Below are 24,031 nucleotides of genomic sequence, written 5' to 3'. Positions count from 1 at the left end.
TGATGTCTCAAGCAAGCTTAATCACTTTAAACTTAATTTTGGCCATGATGATGTTTGGTATTGCGCTTAGTCTCAAACTTGCAGACTTTAAGCGTGTACTTAAGGCACCTAGAGGACCTATTACAGGGTTATTAGCTCAGTTTATTTTACTGCCGCTGATAACGTGGTTACTTACTTTAATGGTTCCTATGCCTGCTGAAGTTGCATTGGGACTTATTCTTGTTAGTAGTTGTCCTGGAGGTAGTTTTTCTAACATTGTTACTTTCCTAGCAAAAGGCAATACCGCGATGTCGGTAAGTATGACAGGAGTAGCAAGTCTTGCTGCAACTGTGATGACACCGTTTAATTTTATGCTTTATAGCAGTTTGAACCCAGATACGGCTGTGTTGCTGACCCAAATTAATGTCCCTGCAAGTAATATTCTTGTGATTGTTGCTCTAGTGCTGGCGTTACCACTAAGTTTGGGACTACTTGCTGCTAAATTGTGGCCTGTATTCGCAGCTCGTAGTGAACCCTTTTTTAGATTTATTTCTCTGCTTACCTTGTTCTTATTTGTATTAATTGCACTTACCAGTAATTGGTCCGCATTTATTGCTGGTGCCAGTATTTTTCTGCTGGCGGTGATTGTTCATAACGCGATTGCACTATTGGTTGGTTTTTCGAGTGCCAGAATTATGAAACTGAATAAAGCGGATACGCGTGCGATTACGCTTGAGGTAGGGCTGCAAAACTCTGGTTTAGGCTTGGGTATTATTTTTACTTTTTTCGATAATTTAACAGGCATGGCTATTATTGCAGCAGCATGGGGATGTTGGCATCTAATTTCAGGTATGGGGCTATGTTTTTACTGGCAACACCATGATCGTAAACACGGTATAAAGATCGCAAGTAATAAAGAGGTTCAATGTGGCTCATAAGATCATGATAACAGGTAGCCAAGGCTATATCGGCAAACGGTTAGTCGAGTCGCTATCAACACAGCATAAGCTGGTAGGTATTGATATTGTTGATCTCCCTCAAACTGGTTGTCATTACTATCAACTTGATGTGCGTGATACGCGACTCGCAGAAATTATGCTTGAACACAATATTACACATGTTGTGCACTTAGCGAGTATTTTACAACCGTCTAAAGATGCCGTTCGAGACTTTGATATCGACGTCAATGGCACTCGAAATGTGCTTGAAGCATGTGTTAAGGCAAATGTGCAGCATATTACGGTAACGAGTTCTGGAGCTGCCTATGGTTATCACGCTGATAACCCTAGCTGGTTAACCGAACAACATCCGTTAAGAGGTAATGCTGAATTTGCTTATAGCCATCATAAACGCTTAATCGAAGAGCTATTAAAAAACTATAGATATACGCATCCGCAGCTAAAACAGTTAGTACTTCGCCCGGGGACTGTGCTTGGTAAAACTACTAATAATCAGATTACTGATTTATTTAATAAGCCAAGAATAATTGCCATTAAAGGCAGTGACTCTCCTTTTGTGTTTATCTGGGATGAAGATGTCTTAGCGATTATTTTACAGGGGGTTACAGAAAATCGTGAAGGCAGTTTTAATTTAGCTGGTGATGGAGCTATGGGCATAAAAGAAATTGCTAAAGCCCTAAACAAACCTGTCATTGAGCTTCCTGCTTGGCTTTTAAAACTCAGCTTACGGGTCGCGAAGCTATTCGGAATGACCCAGTATGGCCCTGAACAACTTAATTTTTTACGTTACCGCCCAGTACTTTGCAATCAAGCACTGAAACAGCAATTTGCCTACCAGCCACAAAAATCGAGTAAAGAAGTATTTGCTTTTTATCTCACTAATAACATTAAGAGGCATCCATATGATTAATCCATCGTTACCCGTTGCTGTGATTACTGGTGCGGCTTCTGGGTTGGGTTTAGATTTAGCAAAACAGTTAGCAACTCAATATCAATTAGTATTGATTGACCTAGACCTTAAGCTGTTGCAAGAGCAATGCGGACAAATAATTAATGCGCAATTATATGGCTGTGATTTAGCGAACAAGGACGAGCTTGATGAGTTAATAACGCAGATCAAAGCTAAGCATTGCTCAATAGCGTTACTGATTAATAATGCAGGGATTACGCATCGTTCTTTGGCTCGCATTACTCGTCCAGAGGTAATAGAAAAAGTAATGGCTGTTGATTACTTTGCGCCTGTACGTCTTGTGTCAGGCTTAATCGAACCATTACAGCAAGCACATGGCAAAATCGTAAATATCAGTTCTATGGCTGGATGGATGCCTGTTATGGCCAGAGCAGGCTATTGCGCAGCTAAATCTGCGTTACACCAATATTTCGAAACATTTCGCGCTGAAATGCGCCCAACGGGCGTGTCGGTGTTGATGGTATATCCTAGTTTTTTAGATACTCCGATTGATAAAAATGCATTAAATGGCGATGGCGGAAAAACCAACCATGCCCGCTCAATGGTTGGTAAAATGCGTACGAGTGACTGGATGGCAAAGCAAATTTGTGAGGCTATTCGACTTGATAAGCAACGGCTTTTCCCTGATAGATTTACATATTTTTCGGCGTTGTTATACCGCTTAATTCCACGTTTATACATGCATTTTATGGCACGTAAATTTGCCAGTGAGTGGGAGGTTGCGTAATGGTTTTAATAGGCTTAGGGGCGGCTATTATTTTTGCCTTTGCAGTGGAAGCTATGACTGGCTTTGGTAGCATCGTTATTGCCTTAACAATTGCAGCATTATTTATGGATATTCAGCAAGCAATGCTGTTACTCGTGCCACTTAATTTACTAATGACTTCAGTGATGGTGTTTAAGCTGCGTGCGTATATTCAGTTGAATTTGTTAGCAAAGCAGATTTTACCTCCAATGCTGCTTGGCACAATGATTGGTGCTTTACTAACGCCTTATTTTCCAGCGCAATTAACAAAAGTATTATTTGCTTTATTAATCATTTGGTTTGCGGGACGTGCCATTTGGCAAGCGTCAGCTATGCCTTTGAGTAAGCCTGTACAGCTTTCCGTGATAGGTGGTGCAGGTATTACGCATGGTTTATTTGCATCAGGAGGGCCTCTTCTTGTATATGCAATGGCTCGCAGTGGTTTAGACAAAACTTCATTTCGCGCCACGCTTCTAACTATTTGGCTTATTTTAAATAGCTGTTTAACTCTTTGGTTTCTCATCTCAGGACAATTAGCAGGGCAGTTGGGCCACTTTCTAATGCTCGCCCCATGTGTTCTGTTTGGGGCGCTTATTGGTAACTACTTTCACCATACAATTAATCAAACACAATTTTTACGCTTAGTCTTTATCACTTTATTACTGCTTGGAGTGTTGCTGTGCTTAACCGCACTGTGGCAGTGGTAGTAGGTGGCTATGTAAATTGCTGAATATCAGCACTCTCTGAGGAATTTGAATGCACACAAAAACAAAAATTAATGCCATTACCTTAGGAATAATCTTAGCAACAGGTAGCATGGCTGAAGTAAAAGCAGCAGATGACAAAGAACTTGAAGTAATCTTAGTTTCGGCCCAAAAACGTGTTGAAAGTGTCAAGGATGTGCCTTTATCGATCACTGCCATATCGGGTAAAGAGCTACAAAGTAAAAACATTAACGATAGTGAGGAGCTGTCATCACGTATAGCAAACTTTAATATCAGTCAGTCAGGGCAGGGCTACAATATCACTATGCGCGGTTTAGGCTCTGGCCCAAACCAAGGTTTTGAGCAAACCGTGGGTACTTATGTTGATGGCGTTTATCGTGGTCGTGCTTATCAAATGCGCAGCGCTTTTGTTGATCTCGAACGCTTTGAAGTATTGAGAGGACCACAATCAACGTTATTTGGTAAAAATACCACCGCAGGAGCTCTGAATATAACGAGCGCAGCACCCACTGAGGAGCTATCAGGTTATGCAAATCTTAGCTATGAGTTGAATAATGGCAGTACTTTTGATGGTGCTATTAGTGGAGGCGTAACTGAACATTTTCAGGCTAGAGCAGCGGTAAAAGTAATTGACCAAGATGGTTATTTTTACAATACACTGCAAAAGCGTGATGAAGTTGGGCGCGATGGGGTTTTTAGTCGTTTAACTTTGACTTGGCAGCCTTTAGAGAGCTTGGATGTCTCTTTGAAGTATCAACATGACGAAGAAGATAATATTGGTATCACACCCAGCCAGCCAGTTGCAGAGCCTGTATTATATAATGCGCCATTACCTGCCGTATTTGGGGATGTAAGTAGTTATGTAATCGGCGATAAGCTTAACAAGGGTTTGTCCACTTTAGGTGAAAATGAGCAAGGGGAGTTCAAGGCTGATTATTGGACTTTAAATGTTGAGTGGGATTTAGGCCAACACGTACTTAGTTCGGTAACAGGGTGGCAAGATTATACTATGTTGCAAAGTAACGATGGTGATCATGGCCCTGCACCTCTAACCTACCGCCAAGCGAGTGATGAAAGTTTTCAGCAGTTCAGTCAAGAGCTGCGTATTAGTTCGTATAATGATGGGCCGTTTAATTATATTGCGGGTCTATACTTTCAAACCACAGAACTCGACTTTTCTGAACTGTATCGAATTTATCCACTTAATGCGATAGGTCCACGTGATTATCAATCTGACAGCGATACACAAGCAGTATTTGCAAAGTTTGATTATCAATTTGCACCTAATTGGCAGGCATCATTAGGTTTACGATACTCGCAAGAAGATAAATCAGCATCAAGACGTTTAAGCATGATCGAGCTAAGCTCAGGTACACCTATCAATGATATGGCACAGGTGAATGTCCCAGCAACTTTGCAAGCAATGGGGTTACCTGCAGTTTTACCTACATCAATGTATTTAGGAGTTTTAAGCTCTCAACTAGGGCTTGAGCAACATCAAGTAAATGGTGAACGTGATGAAAATGAATTCAACCCATCGCTTTATATCTCCCGTAAGTTTGATGATGCAATGGCCTATGTATCAATGTCGACAGGGTCTAAAGCTGGTGGCTATGACGCGAGAGCTAATTTAGCATCAAATTGGCAATTTGAACCAGAAAAAGTAATAGCCTATGAAATGGGCGCTAAATTTACCTTGGATGACGGTGCTGCTGATTTGAATATCGCAGTATTTAGTATGCAGTTTGAAGATTTACAAACATCAACATTTGATGGTGTTGCAGGTTTTTATGTTGAAAATGGCGCTGAATCATCAAGCCAAGGCGTTGAACTCGATGGTCGTTGGTTAATTGCCGACAACTGGCAGTTGTCAGGCAATATTGCGTATCTTGATTTTAGCTGGGATGAGTTTACAGGTGCCAAATGTTTTAACAGTGCGATGTATCAACCATCAAACCTTGAAAGCTCAGGTAAAACCTGTGACTTAAGTGGTAAAACAGGGGCGTATGCGCCTAAATGGTCGGGCAGTATTAACCTTGATTATATTAAAGAGTTTGGTTCAGCGATGGAGTTTACTTTTAATCTTGAGAGTGAATTTAAATCGCGTTATTTCACTAATTACGATCTAAATCCATATACAGCGCAAAGTGGCTACGGCAAAGTCAATATGCGTTTCGGTTTAATGGATTTAGAGTCTGGATGGTCTGTTGCATTGTTAGGTAAAAATTTAACTGACAAGATGACTAGTAGCTACAGTACAGATATGTCGTTCGCACCGTCAGGAATGTATGCAACATGGGTTGAGCCAGGTAGAAGTATAACTTTGCAAGCAGGGTATCGATTTTAACTAAGTTCATTGTGTGGTTAAAGCCCTGCATAATTAACTGCAGGGCTTTTTACTTAGAAAGGCATTGGATAGTTTTTGAATACCTGTGCCACTTTTTCAAGGGCTTCATCTGTTAAGTCAATTGAAAAAGCATCGATATTTTCTTTTAACTGCGCCATAGATGTTGCGCCTATGATTGTTGAGCTAACGCCATCTACTTGATTACACCAAGCAAGTGCGAGTTGCGAAGGTGTTAAATTAAAGGCGTTAGCAATTTCAACATAGTCAGCAATCGCAGCTTGTGATTGTGGTGTGTCTCTGAATAGGCCATTACGTTGCACTAGTGTCCAACGGCTTCCTTCAGGACGTGCGCCATTTAAGTATTTACCACTTAGCATGCCGCCACCAAGGGGTGACCAAGGCAGATAAGCGATATCTTCGTGAATACATTGTTCTATTAAATATGGCCAATCTTTAGCGTGCAATAAACTAAATTCGTTTTGAATCGATACCATACGCGGTAGATTGTGTTGCTCACTTAAACGCAGGTATTGACTAATGCCCCAAGGGGTATCGTCCGATAAACCACAATGTTTAATCTTACCTGCCTTTACACAGTCATTCAGACCTTCGAGAATATCTAACATGCCAGCGATATTTTGCTCAGTGTTTGCCTCTGAAAAACGAACGATGCCAGGCCATTGTTTAGCAAAGTGTGGTGAAGTGCGGTTTGGCCAATGTAATTGGTATAAGTCTATAACATCAGTTTGGAGACGTTTAAGTGAAGCATCGACGGCTTCAACCACTGCCTGACGGGTAATGTCGCCTGCATCGCGTACCCAAGGTAAGCCGTTACCTGCAATTTTAGTTGCAATGACAAGGTCATCACGTTTGTCTTTATTACGCGCTAACCAATTACCGATGATCTCTTCTGTTTTACCGTAGGTGTCTGGAGAAGGTGGTACGGCATACATTTCTGCGGTATCAATAAAGTTAACGCCTTTATCTAATGCATAGGCGATTTGTTCATCGGCATCGGCTTGGTTGTTTTGCATACCCCATGTCATGCTACCTAAGCATACACGAGATACATCAATACCACTTCGACCAAGTGGGCTATATAGCATAATAGATCCTTGTTAATCGCTAGAATGGGCTTTAAGTGCAGTTAATAACTCATCATTTAACTGGGCTTTTTTACCCGTTTTAAAATTAAACATAACCACTTGTGATGAGCCAATTGTTGTTACTGTGTCTTGGCTCTCACTAAATACAGTGTAATGCATCATAAAACGATCTTGTTCAATATCACTAATCTTAACACCAACATGCACTGTATCAGGAAATGTCACCGGACGTTTATAGCGAGCATTGTTTTCGCTGATCACCGGGCCGACACCTGTTACTTGTAAATCTTTAAGAAAGCCTAGTTGAGTAAAAAAATCGATACGGGCTGTTTCAAAGTAGCGAAAATACACCACATTATTGACGTGTTGCAGGGCATCCATTTCACCCCATGCAACATTAATTTTTGTTCTGATAGGATGTTGTTCTATAAACGATTGCATAGTAAATCTTAGTTGATTGTGAGAAAACTTAGGTTAGCAATATGCTGCTTTTAGCTCAAGGAAATTAGAAAAGTCAGTAGATTGTGCTAGATTTATAAGTTCACGCTTACGTAAAGTGTGAGCAAAATGAACACACATTAAAGGACCTTAATTATGCAGCAACTAACCTTGAGGGTGATAAAGTGGATCGCACTTTTCATCTTACTTGCTCTAGCTTTGCTCTGTTATAGCATGGGCACAATGTCAGGATTTATCGCTTTAATTGTCGTGGGCTTGTTATTAGAAGCCGCGTTTTGGTTATTTGGTTCACGGCTTATCAGCCGTAAAAAGCCAAACCAACAAACAAGCCAAACCTCTTAGCTTGCACTCTCAGGAAGTTTAAATATAATAACTGTATATATAAACAGTTGTTATATTCCTGATGAAAAAATTCATTCATATCGATATGGACTGCTTTTATGCAGCTGTAGAGATGCGTGATAACCCCGCGCTTGCCAATGTGCCACTGGCTATAGGCGGTAATAGTCGTCGCGGAGTGCTTTCAACAGCCAACTATATTGCCCGTAAATATGGTGTTCGCTCGGCGATGTCTAACTATCATGCCAAGCAATTATGTCCTGATTTGGTTATCGTGCCTGGACGAATGCAGGTCTATAAAGAAATCTCAACGCAAATTCGAGCTATTTTTGCAAAGTATACTGACCTTATTGAGCCTTTATCTTTAGATGAAGCCTATCTAGATGTAACCGACAGTACTGCTTGTAGGGGCAGTGCTACGCTGATGGCACAGCAAATTCGCCAAGAAATCTATGATACGACGGGGTTAACCGCATCAGCAGGCGTTGCACCGATTAAATTTATTGCCAAAATTGCCAGTGATGAAAACAAGCCTAATGGTCAGTTTGTCGTATTGCCTGATCAAGTTGATGACTTTTTGGCGAGTTTACCGCTTGGCAAAATTCCCGGCGTTGGCAAGGTGACATTAGAAAAGCTGCAACTTAAAGGGCTTTACACAGGGGCTGATGTGCGCGCGAAAGGGGTTAACTGGATGCAGCAACACATTGGTAACTTTGGCGTGTCATTATATCAAAAGTGTGCAGGTGAATACGTTGGCAAAGTCTCGACTGAGCGAGTACGTAAGTCACTCAGTGTTGAGCATACCTATGAATACAATAAAAATAATTTAGACGAGTGTTTAAGCCAGTTACCTCGTTTGATGGACGAATTAACTCGTCGCCTTGATAAACAGCAATTAAGCAACTGCATCAATAAGTTATCGGTAAAAGTAAAATTTGCCAACTTTGTTGTTACCAGTGCCGATCAAAGCCACCACCAATTAGACGAACGCATTTTTGCTGAGTTAATGAGCAAAGCCTATGAGCGAGGTAATAACCAGCCAGTGCGCCTGCTAGGGATAGGTGTCGGAATAAAGAGCCAAGCGCATGAGCATTTTCAGCTGAGTATATTAGACTAAAGGTTAACACCTTGGTGCTTGAAAGTTTGTTAGTGTCTAGTTGGGGTGCTAGGCCTATCTAGTTCAACACCTTAGACAACATTATAACTTAAAAAGAGAGATGACTATGCAATCGGTCGTAATCGTGCTGCTCGGAATAGTCGGTATGTTGTTCGGATGGTTCTTTTATTCGAAATTCATCGCCGAAAAAATATTTAAAATGGATGATAATTTTATCACACCAGCTCATGAACTTGAGGATGGTGTGGATTATGTGCCAACCAACAAAGTTGTGTTATGGGGCCACCATTTCACCTCTGTTGCAGGTGCTGCGCCAATTGTTGGCCCTGCGATTGCCGTATATTGGGGCTGGGTGCCTGCGGTACTTTGGGTGGTATTTGGTACTATCTTTTTTGCTGGTGTTCACGACATGGGGGCTCTATGGGCCAGTGCGCGTAACAAAGGCAAATCAATGGGCGCTTTATCTGAAAGCGTAATCGGTAAACGCACCCGTGCGTTATTTATGATTGTGGTGTTTTTAGTGCTGCTGATGGTGAATGCGGTATTCGGTGTGGTAATAGCCAAATCATTTGTATCACAGCCTAACGCGGTATTCCCTGCTTGGTCAGCGATTGTTGTGGCCTTAGTAATTGGCCAGTTGCTACGCCGTAAAGTGTCGTTAATTCCGCTTTGTTTAATCGGTGTTGCGATTCTTTATTATACCATTTACCTTGGTAGTAGCATGCCGATTGCGTTACCTGATGAAATGTTCGGCTTAAGTGCTAATGCGAACTGGATCATTATCTTATTTATTTATGCGGCTATTGCTTCATTATTGCCGGTATGGATGCTGTTACAGCCACGTGACTTCATCAACGGTATGCAGTTATTAGTGGGATTAGTGCTGCTTTATGGTGCGGTATTTATTTCAATGCCTGATATCACAGCGCCTGCGTTTAATACCCAAACGGCGGTAGATACACCAAGTATTATTCCATTGCTATTCGTGACCATAGCCTGTGGTGCGGTATCTGGTTTCCACGGTATTGTGTCATCAGGTACTAGCTCTAAGCAGCTTAATAAAGAAACTGATGGTCGCTTTGTTGGTTACTTAGGTGCAGTAGGCGAAGGTATGCTTGCGCTTATTACATTGGTTGCAGTAAGTGGTGTTGCACTTGCGGTATCACCAGAAGAATGGCACGAAATATACAGTCACTTAGGTGCCGGTAGTGTGAGCGCCTTCATTAATGGTGGCGCTAACTTAATTGAAAATGGTTGGGGTATCTCACAAGAAGTGGCATCAACCTTACTTGCTGTAATGGTTGTGTTGTTTGCGGGCACTACGATGGACTCTGGCGTGCGTCTGCAGCGTTATATCATCCAAGAGTGGGGCGATATTTATAATATCAGTATCATTCGTAACGGTATTGTAGCTACGCTAGTTGCAGTACTTAGCTGTTTATTACTTGCCTTTGGTGCTGGTGGTGCTGACGGTAGCGGCGGTATGATCATTTGGCCGTTATTCGGTTCGACTAACCAAATCCTTGCAAGCTTAACCTTACTGGTTATCTCGGTAATGCTAATTAAAGCGAATCGTCCGGCTAAATACACCTTGATCCCAATGAGCTTCGTATTAGTTATGGCGTTCTTTGCTGGTGTTATCAAACTTGGTGAATACTACCAACAAGGTAACTGGTTACTGGTGACACTTGATTTGTTAGTACTGGTAGTGAGTGTTCTGGTTATGCTTGAAGCTTGGTCTGTGATTGTTAAACATCGTAAAGATTCAACACAGGTTACAGAGCAGTAAACTTAGCTTGCCAGCCTTATAGTTAGCTATCTTACTTGGCTGGCAATAGCGCTCTAAATCAATGATAATAAGGTCCTATGTTTCTAACAGCAGGACCTTTTTTATGGCATACCCTCATGCAGTTGCAGCCCCTCAATTAGCGGATGCAGATCACGATGCATTGATTATTATCGGTGATGATTTTTCTTCTTTAGCGGACGCAAGCTTAAGCCAAGCTATTAACACTCAACAAGCTGTAGACGCGCGTATTGGCAAACAAGTTACATTACTTGTAATTGACTCTAAACGCGTTATTTTAGCGCCTACAGGCCCTCTAAACCGTGATTATGATGATGTACGTCGTTACTTTGACGCGGCAAAGCAAGGTGTACTAGAAGCGAAAGCATCGGGTAGCACTCAGCCTGCTATTTTACTTGCAAATGTAAATCAAGACAGCCGTTACAAGCATGCCCTTGAAGTGGCGTATTTAGGTGCTTGCCAAGCGCTGTGGCAACCTCTTGAAGCACGTGAGTTCCACGGTCAGGCGATTGAACCAATCAGCCAAATTAGCTTAGTGGGCGCAGATGACGCGATGAGCAAAGCCCTTAATGCCATTGCAGCAGGTCAATACGCTGCACGTGACTTATGTGGTACAGAACCTGAGCGTATGGCACCACCTCGTTTTGCAGATTATTGCGTTGAGTTATTTGCAGGTAGTAAGGTGTCTGTAGAAGTGATTTCAGATATCAACACCATCGATAAAGATTACCCAATGATGAGCACCGTAGCACGCGCATCTTACGCTGTTGAGCGTCATCACCCAAGAGTTGTAAAACTAGAGTATGTTCCTGAAGGCGACGTTGAGCGCACCTTAATGTTTGTTGGTAAAGGTTTAGTTTACGATACCGGTGGTGCAGACCTTAAAGTGGGTGGCTTTATGGCAGGTATGAGCCGCGATAAAGGCGGTGCAGCTTCGGTTGCAGGTTTTATGAAATCAGTGGCTGACTTTGCTCCTAAAGGCGTAAAAGTAATTGCTTACTTAGCCGTAGTTCGTAACTCAATTGGTTCTGATTGTTTCGTACCGGATGAAATCATTACCAGCCGTGAAGGTGTTCGTGTTCGTATCGGTAACACAGATGCTGAAGGTCGTTTAGCAATGGGCGACTTACTAAGCGAAATGAAAGATCGCGCCCTAAACGAAGTGAACCCTGAGCTATTTACTGTTGCAACTCTAACCGGTCACGCAGCACGTGCGATGGGTCCTTACAGTGCGTATGTTGAAAATGGTCCTGCTCGTGCAGCTAAAATTTCTCGTCAAATTGCTGACCTAGGCGATTTATGGGCTGATGGTGCAGAAGTATCACGCAGCCGCCGTGAAGATTATGACTTCATTCGCCCTCGCACGTTAGCTGACGATGTATTATCAAGTAACAATGCAGCTTCTGCAGTGACAGCTCGTGGTCACCAATTCCCAATGGCATTTTTAGCAATTGTTGGTGGTTTAGATAAACATGGCACTGAATCTGAAAAGCCATTACCGTATGTTCATATGGACATCGCAGGCAGTGGTGTAGAAGGCGGTGATTGGCAACATGGTAAGCCTACCGCAGCAACTGTAAGCAGCTTATTCGCTCGTTATTGTTTATAAGCTAAAAGCTATAAGTTTGAAAAGCCCCGCACAGCTGTGCGGGGCTTTTTTTGTGGTGTTAGTCGAGCTTGAAACGGTTAACGACATCACTTAATGCTTGTGAACTTTGTTTTAAGTTTTCACTGGCGTTCGATAGCCCTTCGGTATTCGACAGTGATTGCTCAGTTGATTGCGAAAGCTCATTAATCCGTAAATTAACCTCATCTGCGGCGCTGGTTTGTTGCTCGGTAGCGCGGGCGATTTGGCTGTTCATATCTTTGATAATAGTGACAAGTCGCTCAATCTCACTCAGTGAACTATTTGCTTCACCTGCCTGTGAAACTGTTTCGCTTGATAATTGTTGGCTTGCTGATACAGCATCAACAGCAGCTTGTGCGCCGGTTTGTAGTTTACTGATCATGGCTTGAATTTCATCGGTACTTTTACCTGTACGGCTTGCCAAAGTTCGCACTTCGTCAGCTACAACGGCAAAGCCTCGACCTTGCTCACCAGCACGTGCTGCTTCAATGGCTGCATTGAGTGCCAGTAAGTTGGTTTGCTCTGCAATGCTGCGGATAACATCAAGTACTGAGCCTATGTTGTTACTCTCTGCAGCGAGGTCGGCTGTTACCTTACTAACTTGTTCAATATTATGCGACAGGGTCTCAATGGCGGTAATGGTCTTGTTAAGAACCTGCTTACCCGCTTCTGCATTTTGCGCGGCTTCATTAGCGGCATGCTCAGCTTGATCGGCATTTTGACTGACATCGTGAATTTGATGAGTCATTTGTTCCATTGCGGTTGCTACTTGAGTCGAGCTGTCGTTTTGTAGCTCAATAAAAGAGTGATTTGTTTTACTGGCATCATCAACGCTATGGGCAAACTGATTTACTTGATCTGCATTGTGGGCAACATGTTTCAGTGACTCACGCATTTTTGCGGTGTACAAATTAAAGTAGCGCGATAAACGAGATACTTCATCATTGCCATTTTCATCAAGCTTTTGGGTTAAGTCGCCTTCACCTTGTGAGATGTCTTTCATCATGTCGGCAGCAAGTTGTGTCGGTCGAAGAATGCTATTGGCAATTAGGTAGCTTAGCGCAACTAGTAGGGCAATGATCACTAGCGCGGTAATAATCACATGATTACGTAGCGAAGAGAATGCCTCTTCAATGGTATCGATGTAGACACCAGAGCCTACAATCCATTGCCATTTATCAAAGCCTTTTACGTAGGCAATTTTATCAACTGGCTCGTCTTTACCTGGCTTTGGCCATTTATAAGGAATAAAACCTTCACCTTGTTTTTTGACAATATTAACCATGTTGACAAATAACGGCACGCCGTCTGGATCTTTACTGCCGGCTAGTGATTTACCATTTAATTCGGGCTTAAATGGGTGCATGACCATAACGGGTTGATAATCATTAATCCAAAAGTAATTGTTATCGTCGTAACGAAGTGCAGAAATTGTTTCGAGGGCTGCTTGTTTGGCTTGTTGTTCACTCAGCTTACCTTGCTCGAATAAAGCATAGTTATGCTCGATAATAGAGTGAGCAGACTCAACAAGGTTTTTGGTTTTTATGTATTGCTCTTGTTTTAGCGAGCTAAACTGCTGCATCAAACTTGAGACACTCAAAAATATTAAACCTATCACTACCACACTCACTAACATGGCGAGGCGCTGAAAGATCGTAAAACGGCGTAAGTAATTCATGTGTATTCCTTCGTCATGCTCTTAAGAGCAATGTATTAAGCGTAGCCAAAATAGGTCGAAAATCTAGTTAAATAGTAGAATACATTGAGACAAAAAAAAGGCTGATTTAACAATCAGCCTTTAGTCTAAGTTACCGAAATTAAAAGTGATTACTCAACGTTAAAGTGTCGGTTAAAGAAACTTGTGATAGTTTGGTGTAAGTGCGTTTGTACGCTTTTGCCACGTAAACTGTGTTTTGAGCCCGGGTAAGTCATCATTTCGAACTGCTTTTCTTGATCTTGCAGTTGTTTGAATAACTTAGTGGCATGAGTGAATAACACGTTATCATCAGCCATCCCGTGATAAATCATCAGCGGGCCTTTTAAACCTTCAGCATAAGGGAAAACAGCACTTGCTTCGTAACCTTTAGCATTCGTTGCAGGGTGACCTACATAACGCTCTGTGTAGTGAGTGTCGTAGAGTGCCCAATCAGTTACTGGCGCTCCAGAAACACCCGCTTTGAAGTAATCGCCCGCTTTAAACATGGTCATAAGCGCCATGTAACCACCGTAGCTGTGGCCATAAATGCCAATACGCTCAGGATCAACGTAATCAAGGGTACGTAAAAACTCAACACCTTTGATTTGATCTGCTACTTCTGCAACACCTAAATGTTTATAAATTACGTCTTCAAACTTTTTACCACGGTTGTATGAACCACGGTTATCAAGTTGGAAAATAACATAGCCTTGTTGTGCCATGTACTGGAAGTACAAGTTTTTACTACGCCAGCTGTTCGTTACACGTTGGGCATGAGGACCGCCGTAAACGTTAACAATAACCGGGTGCTTTTTACCATCTTGGTAATTAGTTGGCTTGAATAAACGGTAATGCATGATTTGCCCGTCTTCAGCCGTTAACGTGCCGTACTCTGGAGTGATTAAATCAGCTAGGTAAGGCGTTAATGGGTGTGACTTATCTAACTTGTTTTCTTCAAGCCAAGTGATAAATTCGCCATTAATTTTACGTAATGCCGCAGAGCCAGGCTTATTCACTGATGAGCTGTTATCGATAAAGGTTTTGTTATCTTTAGCAATTACTACATTGTGGTAAGCACCAAGCTCAGTTACGCGTTTAATTTCGCCTTTTTTGAATAGCGGTACGCTGTAAAGGTGGCTCTCGAGAGCTGTGTCTTTACGACCCGCAAAATAAACGATGCCTTTTTTCTCGTCGATACCTTTTAAGCTATCAACTACCCATTCACCTTGGGTGATTTGACGGATCATTTCACCGTTTGTGCGATATAAATAAAGGTGTTTAAAACCGTCGCGCTCAGATGCCCAAACAAAATGTTTTTTATCGTTTAAGAACTGCAAATCAAAGTGCAGGTTAATCCAAGTATCGCTGGTTTCTTTTAGGGCAACTGTTTGCTTTTTAGTTTCGCTATTATAAAAACGCAATTCTAAGTTATGTTGCGAGCGGTCTTGCCACTGGTAAGAAAGCGTTTTGTTATCCTTTAACCATTTAGCTCTGGCAATATAAATATCTTGCTCGTCGCCTAAATCAACCCAGTCGGTTTTTTGATTGTTGATGCTCACAACACCTAACTGGATTTTAACGTTGTCGGTACCAGTAAACGGGTAGCGTTGGTTGAAAAGCTTTACTTCATCAGCGTAAATTTCATTACGAATAGCTTCTTTTACTGGGCTCTCATCAACACGGGTATAAGCGATTTTAGATTCATCACCTGACCACCAGTAGCCAGTCATACGGCCCATTTCTTCTTGCGCAACAAACTCGGCCATACCATTTTTAATTACGCCGCCGCCATCTTTACTTAATTGGATTTCTTGACCCGTCTTTAAGTTAAGAGCGTACAGGTTTTGCTCACGAATAAATGACACATAGTGCCCTTTTGGTGAGAAACGCGCATCGGTTTCAAATGCTTCTGTGTCCGTTAATTTACGGCTTTTAGCTGAATTAAGCTCATAATAGTAAAGGTCGCCATTAAGCGGGAATAAAAGCGCTTTACCATCTTTTGACCATTTATATTCTAAAATCCCTTTGCCAAAAATACGCTGGCGCTCACGACGTGCTTTTTCTTCGTCAGATAAGTTTTCAGGGCCAGAAAATAGTGCTGCAGAATCAACTAATAGGCGGTTTTTGTTATCTTTTAAATTGTACTCCCATAAGTCGTAGCGGTTGTAATCATCCGTCTTACCTTGCAGGTAAGTTACACGACTGCCGTCTGGAGAAAATTTAAGTTGTACAGGGGCTTTGCCTGCTAAGCTTGGATCGTCAAAAATACGTTCAAGAGTGAGGGGGTCAGCGGTCACACTGAATGCTGTTGCCACGACTGGCAAAGCAAGTGAGAGAGATTTAATTTTTTTTAGCACAGGAGTACCTTCGCTCGAATAAAAACTGCAACGATGGTAATGGTAAGCTTAGTCAACTGCAACAAAATGCTATAAAGTAGGGTATGTTTACCCAATATCAAAGGATTTATTGATGAAAAATACTGACACGCCGTTTTCTTTGGCCCCAGAATTACAACGCGACTGCATCGAACTTGCTGATTGGCCACTGTGTAAAGTATTGCTGATGAATGATAGCCAATACCCTTGGTTTATTTTAGTGCCAAGAGTCGCTGGTGTTAAAGAAATTATTGATCTTTCTGAAGAACTACAAATTACCTTATTACAAGAATCGGGCAAACTCAGTAAACTATTACAACAGGTATTCAACCCAGACAAACTAAATGTGGCGGCATTGGGTAACATGGTGCCGCAATTACATGTTCATCATATTGCACGTTTTACAGCCGATGCGGCTTGGCCAACACCAGTTTGGGGAAAATTACCCGCAGTGCCTTACACTGATGAACAAATTTCCGCATTAAAAGCGCATTTTTAAACTATTTGTTCTAGTAAGATTGGACTAAGCTAAATGAGTGATGCGTAAAGGGGTACAGAATAAATGAAACACACAGTGTTTGCCATGTTGCTTATTCTGAGCTCTTTTTCGTGTTTAGCAAAAAGCTATTACTTTGTTGGTAGTCATTTTCCTGCGATTTTAGAACAAGATCAGCAGGGCACAGTGGTTGGCTTAGGTGCCGATATTGCCCACGAAATTTGCAGGCGTTTAGGGCACGAGTTGGTTATCGATATCATGCCACTAAAACGCGCTTTAAAAATGGTAGAGCAAGGTCAAGCTGATGCCATTATAGGTCCTTACAAATCTATTATACGTCAGCAGTATATGCAATTTAGTGACTTACCTTTTTACGAAGACCCGATTGTTTTATATACCAAAAAGAACAATGATGTGACTTGGGTTGGAAACTTTGCCAGTTTACGAAAAGATATTATTGGTACCATTCGAGGTTGGAACTATGGTCCTGAATTTAAACGTAACGAGGCAAACTTATCGCTATCTGAAGTGGGTAATGTGCGGGCTAGTTTTTTACAGTTGATGCATAACCGAGTTGATTTAATACTTACCCATCCTCGCGCAGCAATGCCTGTGATCGAAAGCTTAGGTATCGATGATAAAGTCATAATGTTATCGCCGCCGGTGACGGTTAATCAGGGCTACTACGGCTTTAGTAAGCAACGCGAACTCGATGAATTTATTGAAGCTTTTAATACTGAGTTTCAAAAGATGCTGATCAACGGGGATATTGTAGAGCTAAACTCCAAATATGGTTTGAACTTCATCGCACACTAGTCGTGTTTTACTAGGGGTCAGGCAATAAAAAACGCTGCAATTGCAGCGTTTTTAATATTAAAGAAGCATTAACCTTAAAGGCCTAATACTTCTTTACCTTGTTTGAAAGTAACATCAACAGGGATGTTAGCTTGGCTTAGTTTTTCTAAGTCTTTAGCTAGTTCAGCTTTGATATCGCCATGAGTTGCGATTAGCTGATCAACTTTTTGGTAATCACCGTCACCTTGAATAGTAAGGATTAGGTTAGATAGTTTCTCCATTGCTTGACTCATTTTCTCCATGTTAACGCTGTATAAGCCGTCAGCATTTTTAGAGAAGGCGCCTTCTTCAGCGAAGAAGTTAAAGCGGATCATGTTCGCTTTACCGTGTGCGCTTGATGCACCAAAACGCACTGAGCGGAAGATACCGGCCATAAAGGTGATGTAGTAATCTTCTAATGTGCCCTCTGTGATCTCACCTTTCTTAAGCAATTGCTCAACCATGTAAAGACCTAAGATATCCGCTTTACCTTCTTCAAGGGCACTTGCATGCTCTTGGAGTGATTGGCGAACAGTTCCTTTACCAGTGATCGTGTTTTTAATACCTAAACCGTGCGCTACTTCGTGGAACATAGTGTTTGCGAAGAAAGCATCAAAGGTAATGTGTTTACGTTGTTCAGGAACAATTAACTGCTCTGAAATTGGCACTAAGATTTTATCGAATTTAGCGCGCATTGCGTTTTTAAGCTGTAAACGGCGTGTGCCTTTTTCTAGCTGTACTTGTTCATCATTTGGCAGGTTGATAGCAATTGTTTTACTACCTGCATTTGAGTGGCCTGCGTAATACACAACATCATAAGCATTTAGGTCAGCATCAGAGCCAGGGACTTCTTGTTTGTATTTTTCGTCTACAGGTAAACCTTTTTGTAGCTCAGGTAAGAAAGCGGCAAATTTAGCTAAGCGCTCGCTCCATGCTAAATCTTTAATAAGTACATAAGATTCATACGCTGCACGGTAACCAAATAGTTGATCTTCATAAGTTTCGATAGGACCAATAACCACGTCAATTGGATTATTCTTCATATCCATCCATGCAAAATCAGAAGGTTGGAAGTCATCACTTACTAGTGCTTCTGCGCGCATGCTAAGATAGTTAGCGAATTCTTTGTCATCAGCAAGCGTACTTGCTTCACGTAACAAGTTAGCTGCTTTTTCAAGTTCTTGTGCGTACTCAACTGAGTAAGCCACACTGTAAAGCTGGCCTTTTTCGTCACGTTTTATCACCGAATAAAGACCTGTTTTGTCATCAACCGTTGCGTTGTTTAACTCTTCTTTAGTGATATCGCTTGGATAAAATTCAGCACCTAGTGGTTTTTCTTCATAGCCCGATAAGAAAACTTGGTCGCCGTTTAAGCGATCCCAAGGGCCATAGTTGATATCTGCAAACTTCTGAACTTTTTCATCATTAATTTTTGCAAGGAAAGCGTCTTTGTTATCACCAAATGCTTGACGCCAGAATAGCTCATCCATAATTTTTGATGCATCAATTAATTTGCCAACCATTTGCTTTTGGTTGTCACTTAAATGGCTTAGGTCAGAAGTAAGCGTGAAGTCTGTGTATATGTCTAAACGGCTTTTCTCTGCATTGATTAGTTGTGGGTTGTTTTGTTCAGTACTTTGTTTTGTTTGTTCTGCAGCAGGCTTAGTTTGAGAAGTGCTAGCTTGCTCGTCAGAACATGCGCCAAGAAAAACAGCACCTGATAAGATAAGTGCTTGGCTAATTTTATTTAATGTCATTTTTTTGCCCGTTAAAAAGTGAGAGTCATTGCTTAGAAAACGAAAAGTCTATGCATTAAAGCAAACCTGACATATATATGGCAAGTTTACTACGCTAGAAGCAATATTTATTTATGAGTTAGGAAGTTAAAAAATATAAAAATAGATAATTTCTGTGAATTTCTTAACTTTAGCGCTAAGTTAGACAATACTAAAACTATAACTAATCTAATAATGTCAGTCATTAGTCTGTCTTTGTTTGGGCGGGCTAATCCAAGAGGATGGCACACATATGTCAACAGAAAATGCATTACTGACCATATTGGTCGACAGAATAAATAACGACACTTTAGTGTTACCTACCTTACCGGAAGTTGCAGTAAAGGTTAGGCAAGCCGCGGATAATCCCGAGGTAAACTTGATGGATATGGCAGATGTCATTTCTCATGATCCAGCATTATCAGCACGAATGATCAAAGTTGCGAATAGTGCTTTTATGGGGCGCTCAGTTAAAGTCACAAATCTACACCAAGCGGTAACACGAATTGGTCTTCGTCAAATCAAAAACATTGCTACCGCAATGGCAATGGAACAGCTGTTTGTATCGCACAATGAGCTGATCAAAGGCTATATGGACAAGGCATGGCAAAAAACGCTTAAAGTAGCGTGCCACTCAATTACCTTAATGGACTTCTTTTTACGCAGAAACAAGCAAACCTCGCTTAATCGCGACACAATCACCTTAGCGGCATTAGTTTATAACATTGGTGTACTGCCAATTTTAACTGAAGCCGAAAAGCACCCAGAGGTGTTCGCAAACCCAAGTTTCCTTGCACATGCTATCCAAAAATTAGGTGGCAAAGTAGGTGGTGCAATTATGCGTGCTTGGGGCTTTACTGATGAGTTTGTAGAAGTTGCTGAAAGTTGGGCAAATCCAAACTATCGTCCAGAACATATCTGCTATGTTGATTTCATTCGTATTGGCGCAATTTTAGAAGGGATTTTACAGGTTTCTGATAAGTCTGCAGCATTACAAACCTACATGGATAAAGGCGTGATTGAATCACTTGATATGTTCAGTGAAGATGAATATCACGATATGCTTAACGAAGTAAAAGCGATTTTTACTGACTAATTTAAACAAAAAGCGCGACTTAGTTAGTCGCGCTTTTAGTGTTAATTAACCTAAGAGTTAATTTTATAAATCTTCCTTGTCGCCTAAGCCTTGAGTCAGCTCTTCTAGCATTTGCTTAATTTCTTCTGACGCTAAGATAAAGTCAGCATCAAGTTTTACTGCCATATCTTCTTTTGGAATGTCAGCGTTTTCTTCTTTTAGTGTTTCTGAGTAGCTTAAACGTTTAATCGAGCCATCGTTTTGCAGCATGAATTTGACGCGCTCTTGCCAATCAAGAGCAAGCTTAGTTACACGCTTACCATTTTCTAAATGAGACTTAACTTCGTCACATGATAAATCATGGCCTTTTAATTTAACCTGAGCGCCACTGTCATCTGCTTCTTCAAGTTCTGCATCGTTACCGATTGAAAAGCCTTCAGGCGTACTGAAATTAGTTAACCAATCAGTTAAAAATACATCTAAATCATAATTAGCAAATGCAGGTACGACAGGAAGTGTGCCAAGTGATTTACGAAGTAGGGCTAAAAGCTCTTCTGCTTTATTAAAGCTTGCGCTGTTAACAACAACCCAGCCATTCTTTTGGTCGATAAACGCAAACTGTAGGCTCGATTTTTTGAATGCTTGAGGTAGTAACGTGTGTAGAATATTTTCTTTTAGTTCGTCTTTTTCTTTTTTCTTAACTGGGCGGTTTTCTTCCGCTTCTATTTGCTCAACTTTTTCTGCAACCATTTCATTGATAACGGCAGCTGGCAGCACTTTTTCTTCACGCTTTGCGCATACTAAAATGCTGTCTTGAGAGAAGTGAGACAGGGTTTGCCCATGCTTACCAAACGCTTTTGTCCAACCAAAAGTTGAAAGCTCTTGGCCGGTACATGAACGAAACAGGTCTTGCTCTAGGGCTTTGTCGAAGTCTTCTTGAGAGTATGAAACGTCTTGTTTAAAACGGTAACAGATAAGGTTACTAAACCACATAATTAGGCTAATCCTTTCAATAAATTTGCCCAATCATAGCAATAAAAAACTGATGCCGAAATGAATCATTTCGGCATCAGCTCTATTTGCTTATGAGTTAAACATTGAAAGAGGTTTTGGCATGTTTTTCGGAAAACTAATATGGTAGTGCAAGCCTTTACCGACTTCGCTTGATACCTCAATATCGCCACTTAGGGTTTGTTTAACGAGGTTAAAGGTAATATGTGTGCCCAAACCACTGCCGCCTTGGTCGCGTTTAGTAGTAAAGAATGGGTCGAAAAGCTTTTCTAATTGCTCTTTTGATACGCCATTACCATTGTCTTTAAAGTCGATGACAACTTCGTCATCTTCTTCTTTGATAACAATATCAATAACACCACTTTCAATACCTTCAAAACCATGAATGAGTGAGTTCATAATCAGGTTTGTGAAAATTTGGCTGATAGCACCCGCAGGTAGGTTAAGCGTTAAATCATCAGGGCAATCTAAATTAATGTGATGCGATGTTTTTTTGAGTTTTGGATGTAAAGAGCGGATCACTTCACCTAAATACTCTTTAAAATTAATTGTTCGTACCGCTTCACTGGCTTGGTCGACTGCAATTTGCTTGAAGCTTGCAACCAGCTCAGAAGCACGGTCTAAGTTACTGGTGAGTAAGCTGGTGCTTTGTTTAGCATCATTAATAAATTCTTCCAGTGCTTTTGGCGACAGAGTCTTATCTTTGTAAGCTGCTTCAATTTGGTCTAAGCGCTCTTGTAAAAAGGAAGTTGCAGTAACACCAATCCCAATAGGTGTATTAACATCATGAGTAATACCTGCAACTAAGCCGCCTAACGCAGCCATTTTTTCTGAGCCTACTAAGCGCTCTTGTGCCATATTAAGTTCATCAAGGTAGCGTTGTAACTCAGTTTGCTTAGTTATTAGCTCTTGTTCAGTTTGCTTACGTAAATCGATTTCTTCAGTAAGTGTTAGCTTTTGTTTTTCAAGCTCGTATTTTTGTTGCTGCAAGTCCATCATAGCTTGGCTTAGGTTTGATGTTTTGCGTGCGACTTCTTGTTCTAACTGCAAGTTATGTTGGTCGAGCTTTTCATTACTTATCAAAAGTTCTTTTTGGGTATGTTCGAGCTCCTCACGGTAAAGTACCACTTTATCAATTAAGCGGTTGAAAGATTCTTCCATTACTTTTAATTCGTTATGCTCAACGGTTTTGATCTCGATATGGCGACCTTCTAAATCGTTTAGTTCTAGATCTTCAATTTGTTCTGTGAACTGTGCCAATGGCTCGGTTAAGCGCTTTCTAAATGCGAGTAAGAAAAGAATGATCAAAAAGGTGGTTTTGATCATCGCATTTCCGATTAAAAAATAGATAGAAATCATGATGCGGCTAAATACCACTTCACGGCTTGAGAATAGGGTTACGTCGCCTACTTGGGTTGTTTTACCCGAGAATTCAAAAATAAGTGGGAATGTATAACCAAATAAACCCGACGGCGTATCTTCGATAATTGCTTCTTCTTGAACTAACTGTTGACTGTAAAGCTCATGAATATCTAACGAACGCCCTAATTGTGAGAGTACCTCACCACTATCATCACGCACAATAATGCCTTCGATCATAGGGATTGCCAGTAGGCCCTCAGCCGTCGTGATGGTTTGTTTATCGTTCAGTTCCCAAATTGCACGGGTTAAACTACGGCTAAATGTTTTTTGTAAAGTAGTTAACTCGTCGCGAATGTAATCTTTTGTATTAACGTACTCAGCAATAACCTGTCCACACGTCACCACGAAGGTTAGTAAAAAGTAGACAGAGAGCACATTTGTTAATAATTCTTTTGACAGGCTTTTTTGTAGCATGGAATATCCATAGCTCCTTGGTGACAATTGTAATACATTCAGCTAGTTCTAAAGTTAGCTAATAAATGGTTAAAAAGAAATAAATATATCCTTTTTTACTGGAACATTTATAAATTGTTAGTATTTTTTGAAAAAGCTTAGCCTTACTGCGCTTTAAAAATTGTGTTATAAATTTATTTCACCTTTAACTTTTTTAACATTAGCCTTTTTTAATGTTGTATTTGCTACAGCAAAGATTTTTATTTCATGAATAATCCTAATTTTTCAGTACTGGTCTGTGATGACTCAAATATTGCCCGTAAGCAGGTAGTGCGCTGTTTAGGGGATTGCTTGAATGCAGATATTCAACAAGCAACCAATGGGCGTGAAGCACTTGCGTTACTGCGCGAACATAATTTTGATCTACTCTGTTTAGATTTAACCATGCCTGAACTGGATGGAGTCGCTGTGCTTGAATCTATTAAAGCAGAGAAAATAGAATGCTTTGTAATAGTTATTTCGGCTGATATTCAGACTGAAATGAAGCAAAGAGTAGTAAAGTTGGGCGCCATTGATTTCATTGATAAACCAATAGATCTTGTTCGTCTAAAAGCAACTTTGCATAAATTTGGTATTCATTAATCTTTTAAATAACACAAACGCATAATTTATCTTTCTTTAAGGGTTGACAGCCTGACTACATTTAAGGCAGTCTAGAGTCTATGAAAACATTTAATCACGCAACGACCATTATTATTACAACCATCATCCTTA

General features: G+C 41.0%; 20 protein-coding genes. 13 read left to right on the top strand and 7 right to left on the bottom strand.

All coding sequences use genetic code 11. The annotated features are described in order from the left end of the window. Nucleotides 1-2: 2 nt before the first annotated feature. The 5 genes from J3455_RS15195 to J3455_RS15175 are packed head-to-tail and all read left to right on the top strand — an operon-like array spanning nucleotide 3 to nucleotide 5,725. Nucleotides 3-917: a bile acid:sodium symporter family protein gene (locus tag J3455_RS15195; protein ID WP_130052194.1), complete on the top strand. Its 915-nt coding sequence runs from the start codon at nucleotides 3-5 to the stop codon at nucleotides 915-917. After that, a complete protein-coding gene (locus J3455_RS15190; protein WP_218650138.1) occupies nucleotides 907-1,848 on the top strand; it encodes an SDR family oxidoreductase in 942 nt (313 codons plus the stop codon). The genes J3455_RS15195 and J3455_RS15190 overlap by 11 nt, the downstream gene beginning before the upstream one ends. Next, on the top strand, nucleotides 1,841-2,635 hold the full coding sequence (locus J3455_RS15185; protein WP_178926640.1) for an SDR family NAD(P)-dependent oxidoreductase: 795 nt from the start codon (nucleotides 1,841-1,843) through the stop codon (nucleotides 2,633-2,635). Before J3455_RS15190 ends, J3455_RS15185 begins: the two co-directional genes overlap by 8 nt. After that, nucleotides 2,635-3,360, top strand: a complete 726-nt coding sequence (locus J3455_RS15180; RefSeq protein ID WP_130049576.1) for a sulfite exporter TauE/SafE family protein — start codon at nucleotides 2,635-2,637, stop codon at nucleotides 3,358-3,360. Before J3455_RS15185 ends, J3455_RS15180 begins: the two co-directional genes overlap by 1 nt. A 49-nt stretch (nucleotides 3,361-3,409) precedes the next feature. Further along, entirely contained in the window at nucleotides 3,410-5,725 is a 2,316-nt protein-coding gene (locus tag J3455_RS15175; protein WP_130049575.1) for a TonB-dependent receptor, read from the top strand. A 53-nt stretch (nucleotides 5,726-5,778) separates the two neighbouring features. Here the strand turns inward: J3455_RS15175 and J3455_RS15170 are convergent, their stop codons facing one another. Together J3455_RS15170 and J3455_RS15165 are read right to left on the bottom strand one after the other, a co-directional pair. Further along, nucleotides 5,779-6,831: an aldo/keto reductase gene (locus J3455_RS15170; protein WP_130049574.1), complete on the bottom strand. Its 1,053-nt coding sequence runs from the start codon at nucleotides 6,829-6,831 to the stop codon at nucleotides 5,779-5,781. A gap of 12 nt (nucleotides 6,832-6,843) precedes the next feature. Beyond that, nucleotides 6,844-7,272: an acyl-CoA thioesterase gene (locus J3455_RS15165; RefSeq protein ID WP_130049573.1), complete on the bottom strand. Its 429-nt coding sequence runs from the start codon at nucleotides 7,270-7,272 to the stop codon at nucleotides 6,844-6,846. Nucleotides 7,273-7,425: 153 nt separating this feature from the next. Here J3455_RS15165 and J3455_RS15160 point away from each other — a divergent pair, with 153 nt between their 5' ends. From J3455_RS15160 to J3455_RS15145, 4 genes are all read left to right on the top strand, one after another. Next, a complete protein-coding gene (locus tag J3455_RS15160) occupies nucleotides 7,426-7,632 on the top strand; it encodes a hypothetical protein (RefSeq protein ID WP_054562678.1) in 207 nt (68 codons plus the stop codon). Nucleotides 7,633-7,693: 61 nt separating this feature from the next. Then, nucleotides 7,694-8,746, top strand: a complete 1,053-nt coding sequence (dinB, locus tag J3455_RS15155; RefSeq protein ID WP_130049572.1) for a DNA polymerase IV — start codon at nucleotides 7,694-7,696, stop codon at nucleotides 8,744-8,746. Between the two features lie 106 nt (nucleotides 8,747-8,852). Further along, nucleotides 8,853-10,535, top strand: a complete 1,683-nt coding sequence (locus tag J3455_RS15150) for a carbon starvation CstA family protein (protein ID WP_130049571.1) — start codon at nucleotides 8,853-8,855, stop codon at nucleotides 10,533-10,535. A 103-nt stretch (nucleotides 10,536-10,638) separates the two neighbouring features. Continuing rightward, nucleotides 10,639-12,162 (top strand): M17 family metallopeptidase, encoded by a 1,524-nt coding sequence (locus tag J3455_RS15145; protein ID WP_294091049.1) that lies wholly within the window; start codon nucleotides 10,639-10,641, stop codon nucleotides 12,160-12,162. 58 nt (nucleotides 12,163-12,220) lie between these two features. Here the strand turns inward: J3455_RS15145 and J3455_RS15140 are convergent, their stop codons facing one another. Continuing rightward, nucleotides 12,221-13,858, bottom strand: a complete 1,638-nt coding sequence (locus tag J3455_RS15140) for a methyl-accepting chemotaxis protein (protein WP_130049569.1) — start codon at nucleotides 13,856-13,858, stop codon at nucleotides 12,221-12,223. Between the two features lie 149 nt (nucleotides 13,859-14,007). After that, on the bottom strand, nucleotides 14,008-16,233 hold the full coding sequence (locus tag J3455_RS15135) for a S9 family peptidase (RefSeq protein WP_130049568.1): 2,226 nt from the start codon (nucleotides 16,231-16,233) through the stop codon (nucleotides 14,008-14,010). A 112-nt stretch (nucleotides 16,234-16,345) separates the two neighbouring features. On the opposite strand from J3455_RS15135, the gene J3455_RS15130 reads away from it, so the two are divergent. Together J3455_RS15130 and J3455_RS15125 are read left to right on the top strand one after the other, a co-directional pair. Next, nucleotides 16,346-16,750, top strand: a complete 405-nt coding sequence (locus J3455_RS15130; protein WP_167658147.1) for an HIT domain-containing protein — start codon at nucleotides 16,346-16,348, stop codon at nucleotides 16,748-16,750. 63 nt (nucleotides 16,751-16,813) lie between these two features. Beyond that, nucleotides 16,814-17,563 (top strand): substrate-binding periplasmic protein, encoded by a 750-nt coding sequence (locus J3455_RS15125; protein WP_130049566.1) that lies wholly within the window; start codon nucleotides 16,814-16,816, stop codon nucleotides 17,561-17,563. A gap of 74 nt (nucleotides 17,564-17,637) precedes the next feature. Here J3455_RS15125 and J3455_RS15120 read toward each other — a convergent pair whose 3' ends face one another. Continuing rightward, nucleotides 17,638-19,338 (bottom strand): dipeptidyl-peptidase 3 family protein, encoded by a 1,701-nt coding sequence (locus tag J3455_RS15120; RefSeq protein ID WP_130049565.1) that lies wholly within the window; start codon nucleotides 19,336-19,338, stop codon nucleotides 17,638-17,640. Between the two features lie 271 nt (nucleotides 19,339-19,609). Here J3455_RS15120 and J3455_RS15115 point away from each other — a divergent pair, with 271 nt between their 5' ends. After that, nucleotides 19,610-20,452, top strand: coding sequence for an HDOD domain-containing protein (locus tag J3455_RS15115; RefSeq protein WP_058586211.1), 843 nt, complete (start codon nucleotides 19,610-19,612; stop codon nucleotides 20,450-20,452). Nucleotides 20,453-20,515: 63 nt separating this feature from the next. Here J3455_RS15115 and rdgC read toward each other — a convergent pair whose 3' ends face one another. Further along, the gene (rdgC, locus tag J3455_RS15110) at nucleotides 20,516-21,424 is read right to left on the bottom strand and encodes a recombination-associated protein RdgC (RefSeq protein WP_130049564.1); all 909 of its coding nucleotides are present in this window, start codon (nucleotides 21,422-21,424) and stop codon (nucleotides 20,516-20,518) included. A gap of 90 nt (nucleotides 21,425-21,514) precedes the next feature. Then, nucleotides 21,515-23,278: a sensor histidine kinase gene (locus J3455_RS15105; protein ID WP_130049563.1), complete on the bottom strand. Its 1,764-nt coding sequence runs from the start codon at nucleotides 23,276-23,278 to the stop codon at nucleotides 21,515-21,517. Between the two features lie 246 nt (nucleotides 23,279-23,524). Between J3455_RS15105 and J3455_RS15100 the strand changes: the two genes are divergently transcribed. Then, nucleotides 23,525-23,899 (top strand): response regulator, encoded by a 375-nt coding sequence (locus J3455_RS15100; RefSeq protein ID WP_130049562.1) that lies wholly within the window; start codon nucleotides 23,525-23,527, stop codon nucleotides 23,897-23,899. The last annotated feature ends 132 nt before the right edge of the window (nucleotides 23,900-24,031 follow it).

It is taken from the genome of Pseudoalteromonas sp. NFXS39 (genome assembly GCF_040148775.1).
In the GTDB taxonomy this organism is placed as follows: Bacteria; Pseudomonadota; Gammaproteobacteria; order Enterobacterales; family Alteromonadaceae; genus Pseudoalteromonas; species Pseudoalteromonas apostichopi.
This window is presented reverse-complemented; position numbering and strand designations above follow the sequence as displayed.

Bases quoted from the DNA above. Each gene is read 5' to 3' on its own strand.
- J3455_RS15195 (WP_130052194.1), top strand. From the start codon at position 3: ATGTCTCAAGCAAGCTTAATCACTTTAAACTTAATTTTGGCCATGATG.
- J3455_RS15185 (WP_178926640.1), top strand. From the start codon at position 1,841: ATGATTAATCCATCGTTACCCGTTGCTGTGATTACTGGTGCGGCTTCT.
- J3455_RS15180 (WP_130049576.1), top strand. From the start codon at position 2,635: ATGGTTTTAATAGGCTTAGGGGCGGCTATTATTTTTGCCTTTGCAGTG.
- J3455_RS15175 (WP_130049575.1), top strand. From the start codon at position 3,410: ATGCACACAAAAACAAAAATTAATGCCATTACCTTAGGAATAATCTTA.
- J3455_RS15170 (WP_130049574.1), bottom strand. From the start codon at position 6,831: ATGCTATATAGCCCACTTGGTCGAAGTGGTATTGATGTATCTCGTGTA.
- J3455_RS15165 (WP_130049573.1), bottom strand. From the start codon at position 7,272: ATGCAATCGTTTATAGAACAACATCCTATCAGAACAAAAATTAATGTT.
- J3455_RS15160 (WP_054562678.1), top strand. From the start codon at position 7,426: ATGCAGCAACTAACCTTGAGGGTGATAAAGTGGATCGCACTTTTCATC.
- dinB (WP_130049572.1), top strand. From the start codon at position 7,694: ATGAAAAAATTCATTCATATCGATATGGACTGCTTTTATGCAGCTGTA.
- J3455_RS15150 (WP_130049571.1), top strand. From the start codon at position 8,853: ATGCAATCGGTCGTAATCGTGCTGCTCGGAATAGTCGGTATGTTGTTC.
- J3455_RS15145 (WP_294091049.1), top strand. From the start codon at position 10,639: ATGGCATACCCTCATGCAGTTGCAGCCCCTCAATTAGCGGATGCAGAT.
- J3455_RS15140 (WP_130049569.1), bottom strand. From the start codon at position 13,858: ATGAATTACTTACGCCGTTTTACGATCTTTCAGCGCCTCGCCATGTTA.
- J3455_RS15130 (WP_167658147.1), top strand. From the start codon at position 16,346: ATGAAAAATACTGACACGCCGTTTTCTTTGGCCCCAGAATTACAACGC.
- J3455_RS15125 (WP_130049566.1), top strand. From the start codon at position 16,814: ATGAAACACACAGTGTTTGCCATGTTGCTTATTCTGAGCTCTTTTTCG.
- J3455_RS15120 (WP_130049565.1), bottom strand. From the start codon at position 19,338: ATGACATTAAATAAAATTAGCCAAGCACTTATCTTATCAGGTGCTGTT.
- J3455_RS15115 (WP_058586211.1), top strand. From the start codon at position 19,610: ATGTCAACAGAAAATGCATTACTGACCATATTGGTCGACAGAATAAAT.
- rdgC (WP_130049564.1), bottom strand. From the start codon at position 21,424: ATGTGGTTTAGTAACCTTATCTGTTACCGTTTTAAACAAGACGTTTCA.
- J3455_RS15105 (WP_130049563.1), bottom strand. From the start codon at position 23,278: ATGCTACAAAAAAGCCTGTCAAAAGAATTATTAACAAATGTGCTCTCT.
- J3455_RS15100 (WP_130049562.1), top strand. From the start codon at position 23,525: ATGAATAATCCTAATTTTTCAGTACTGGTCTGTGATGACTCAAATATT.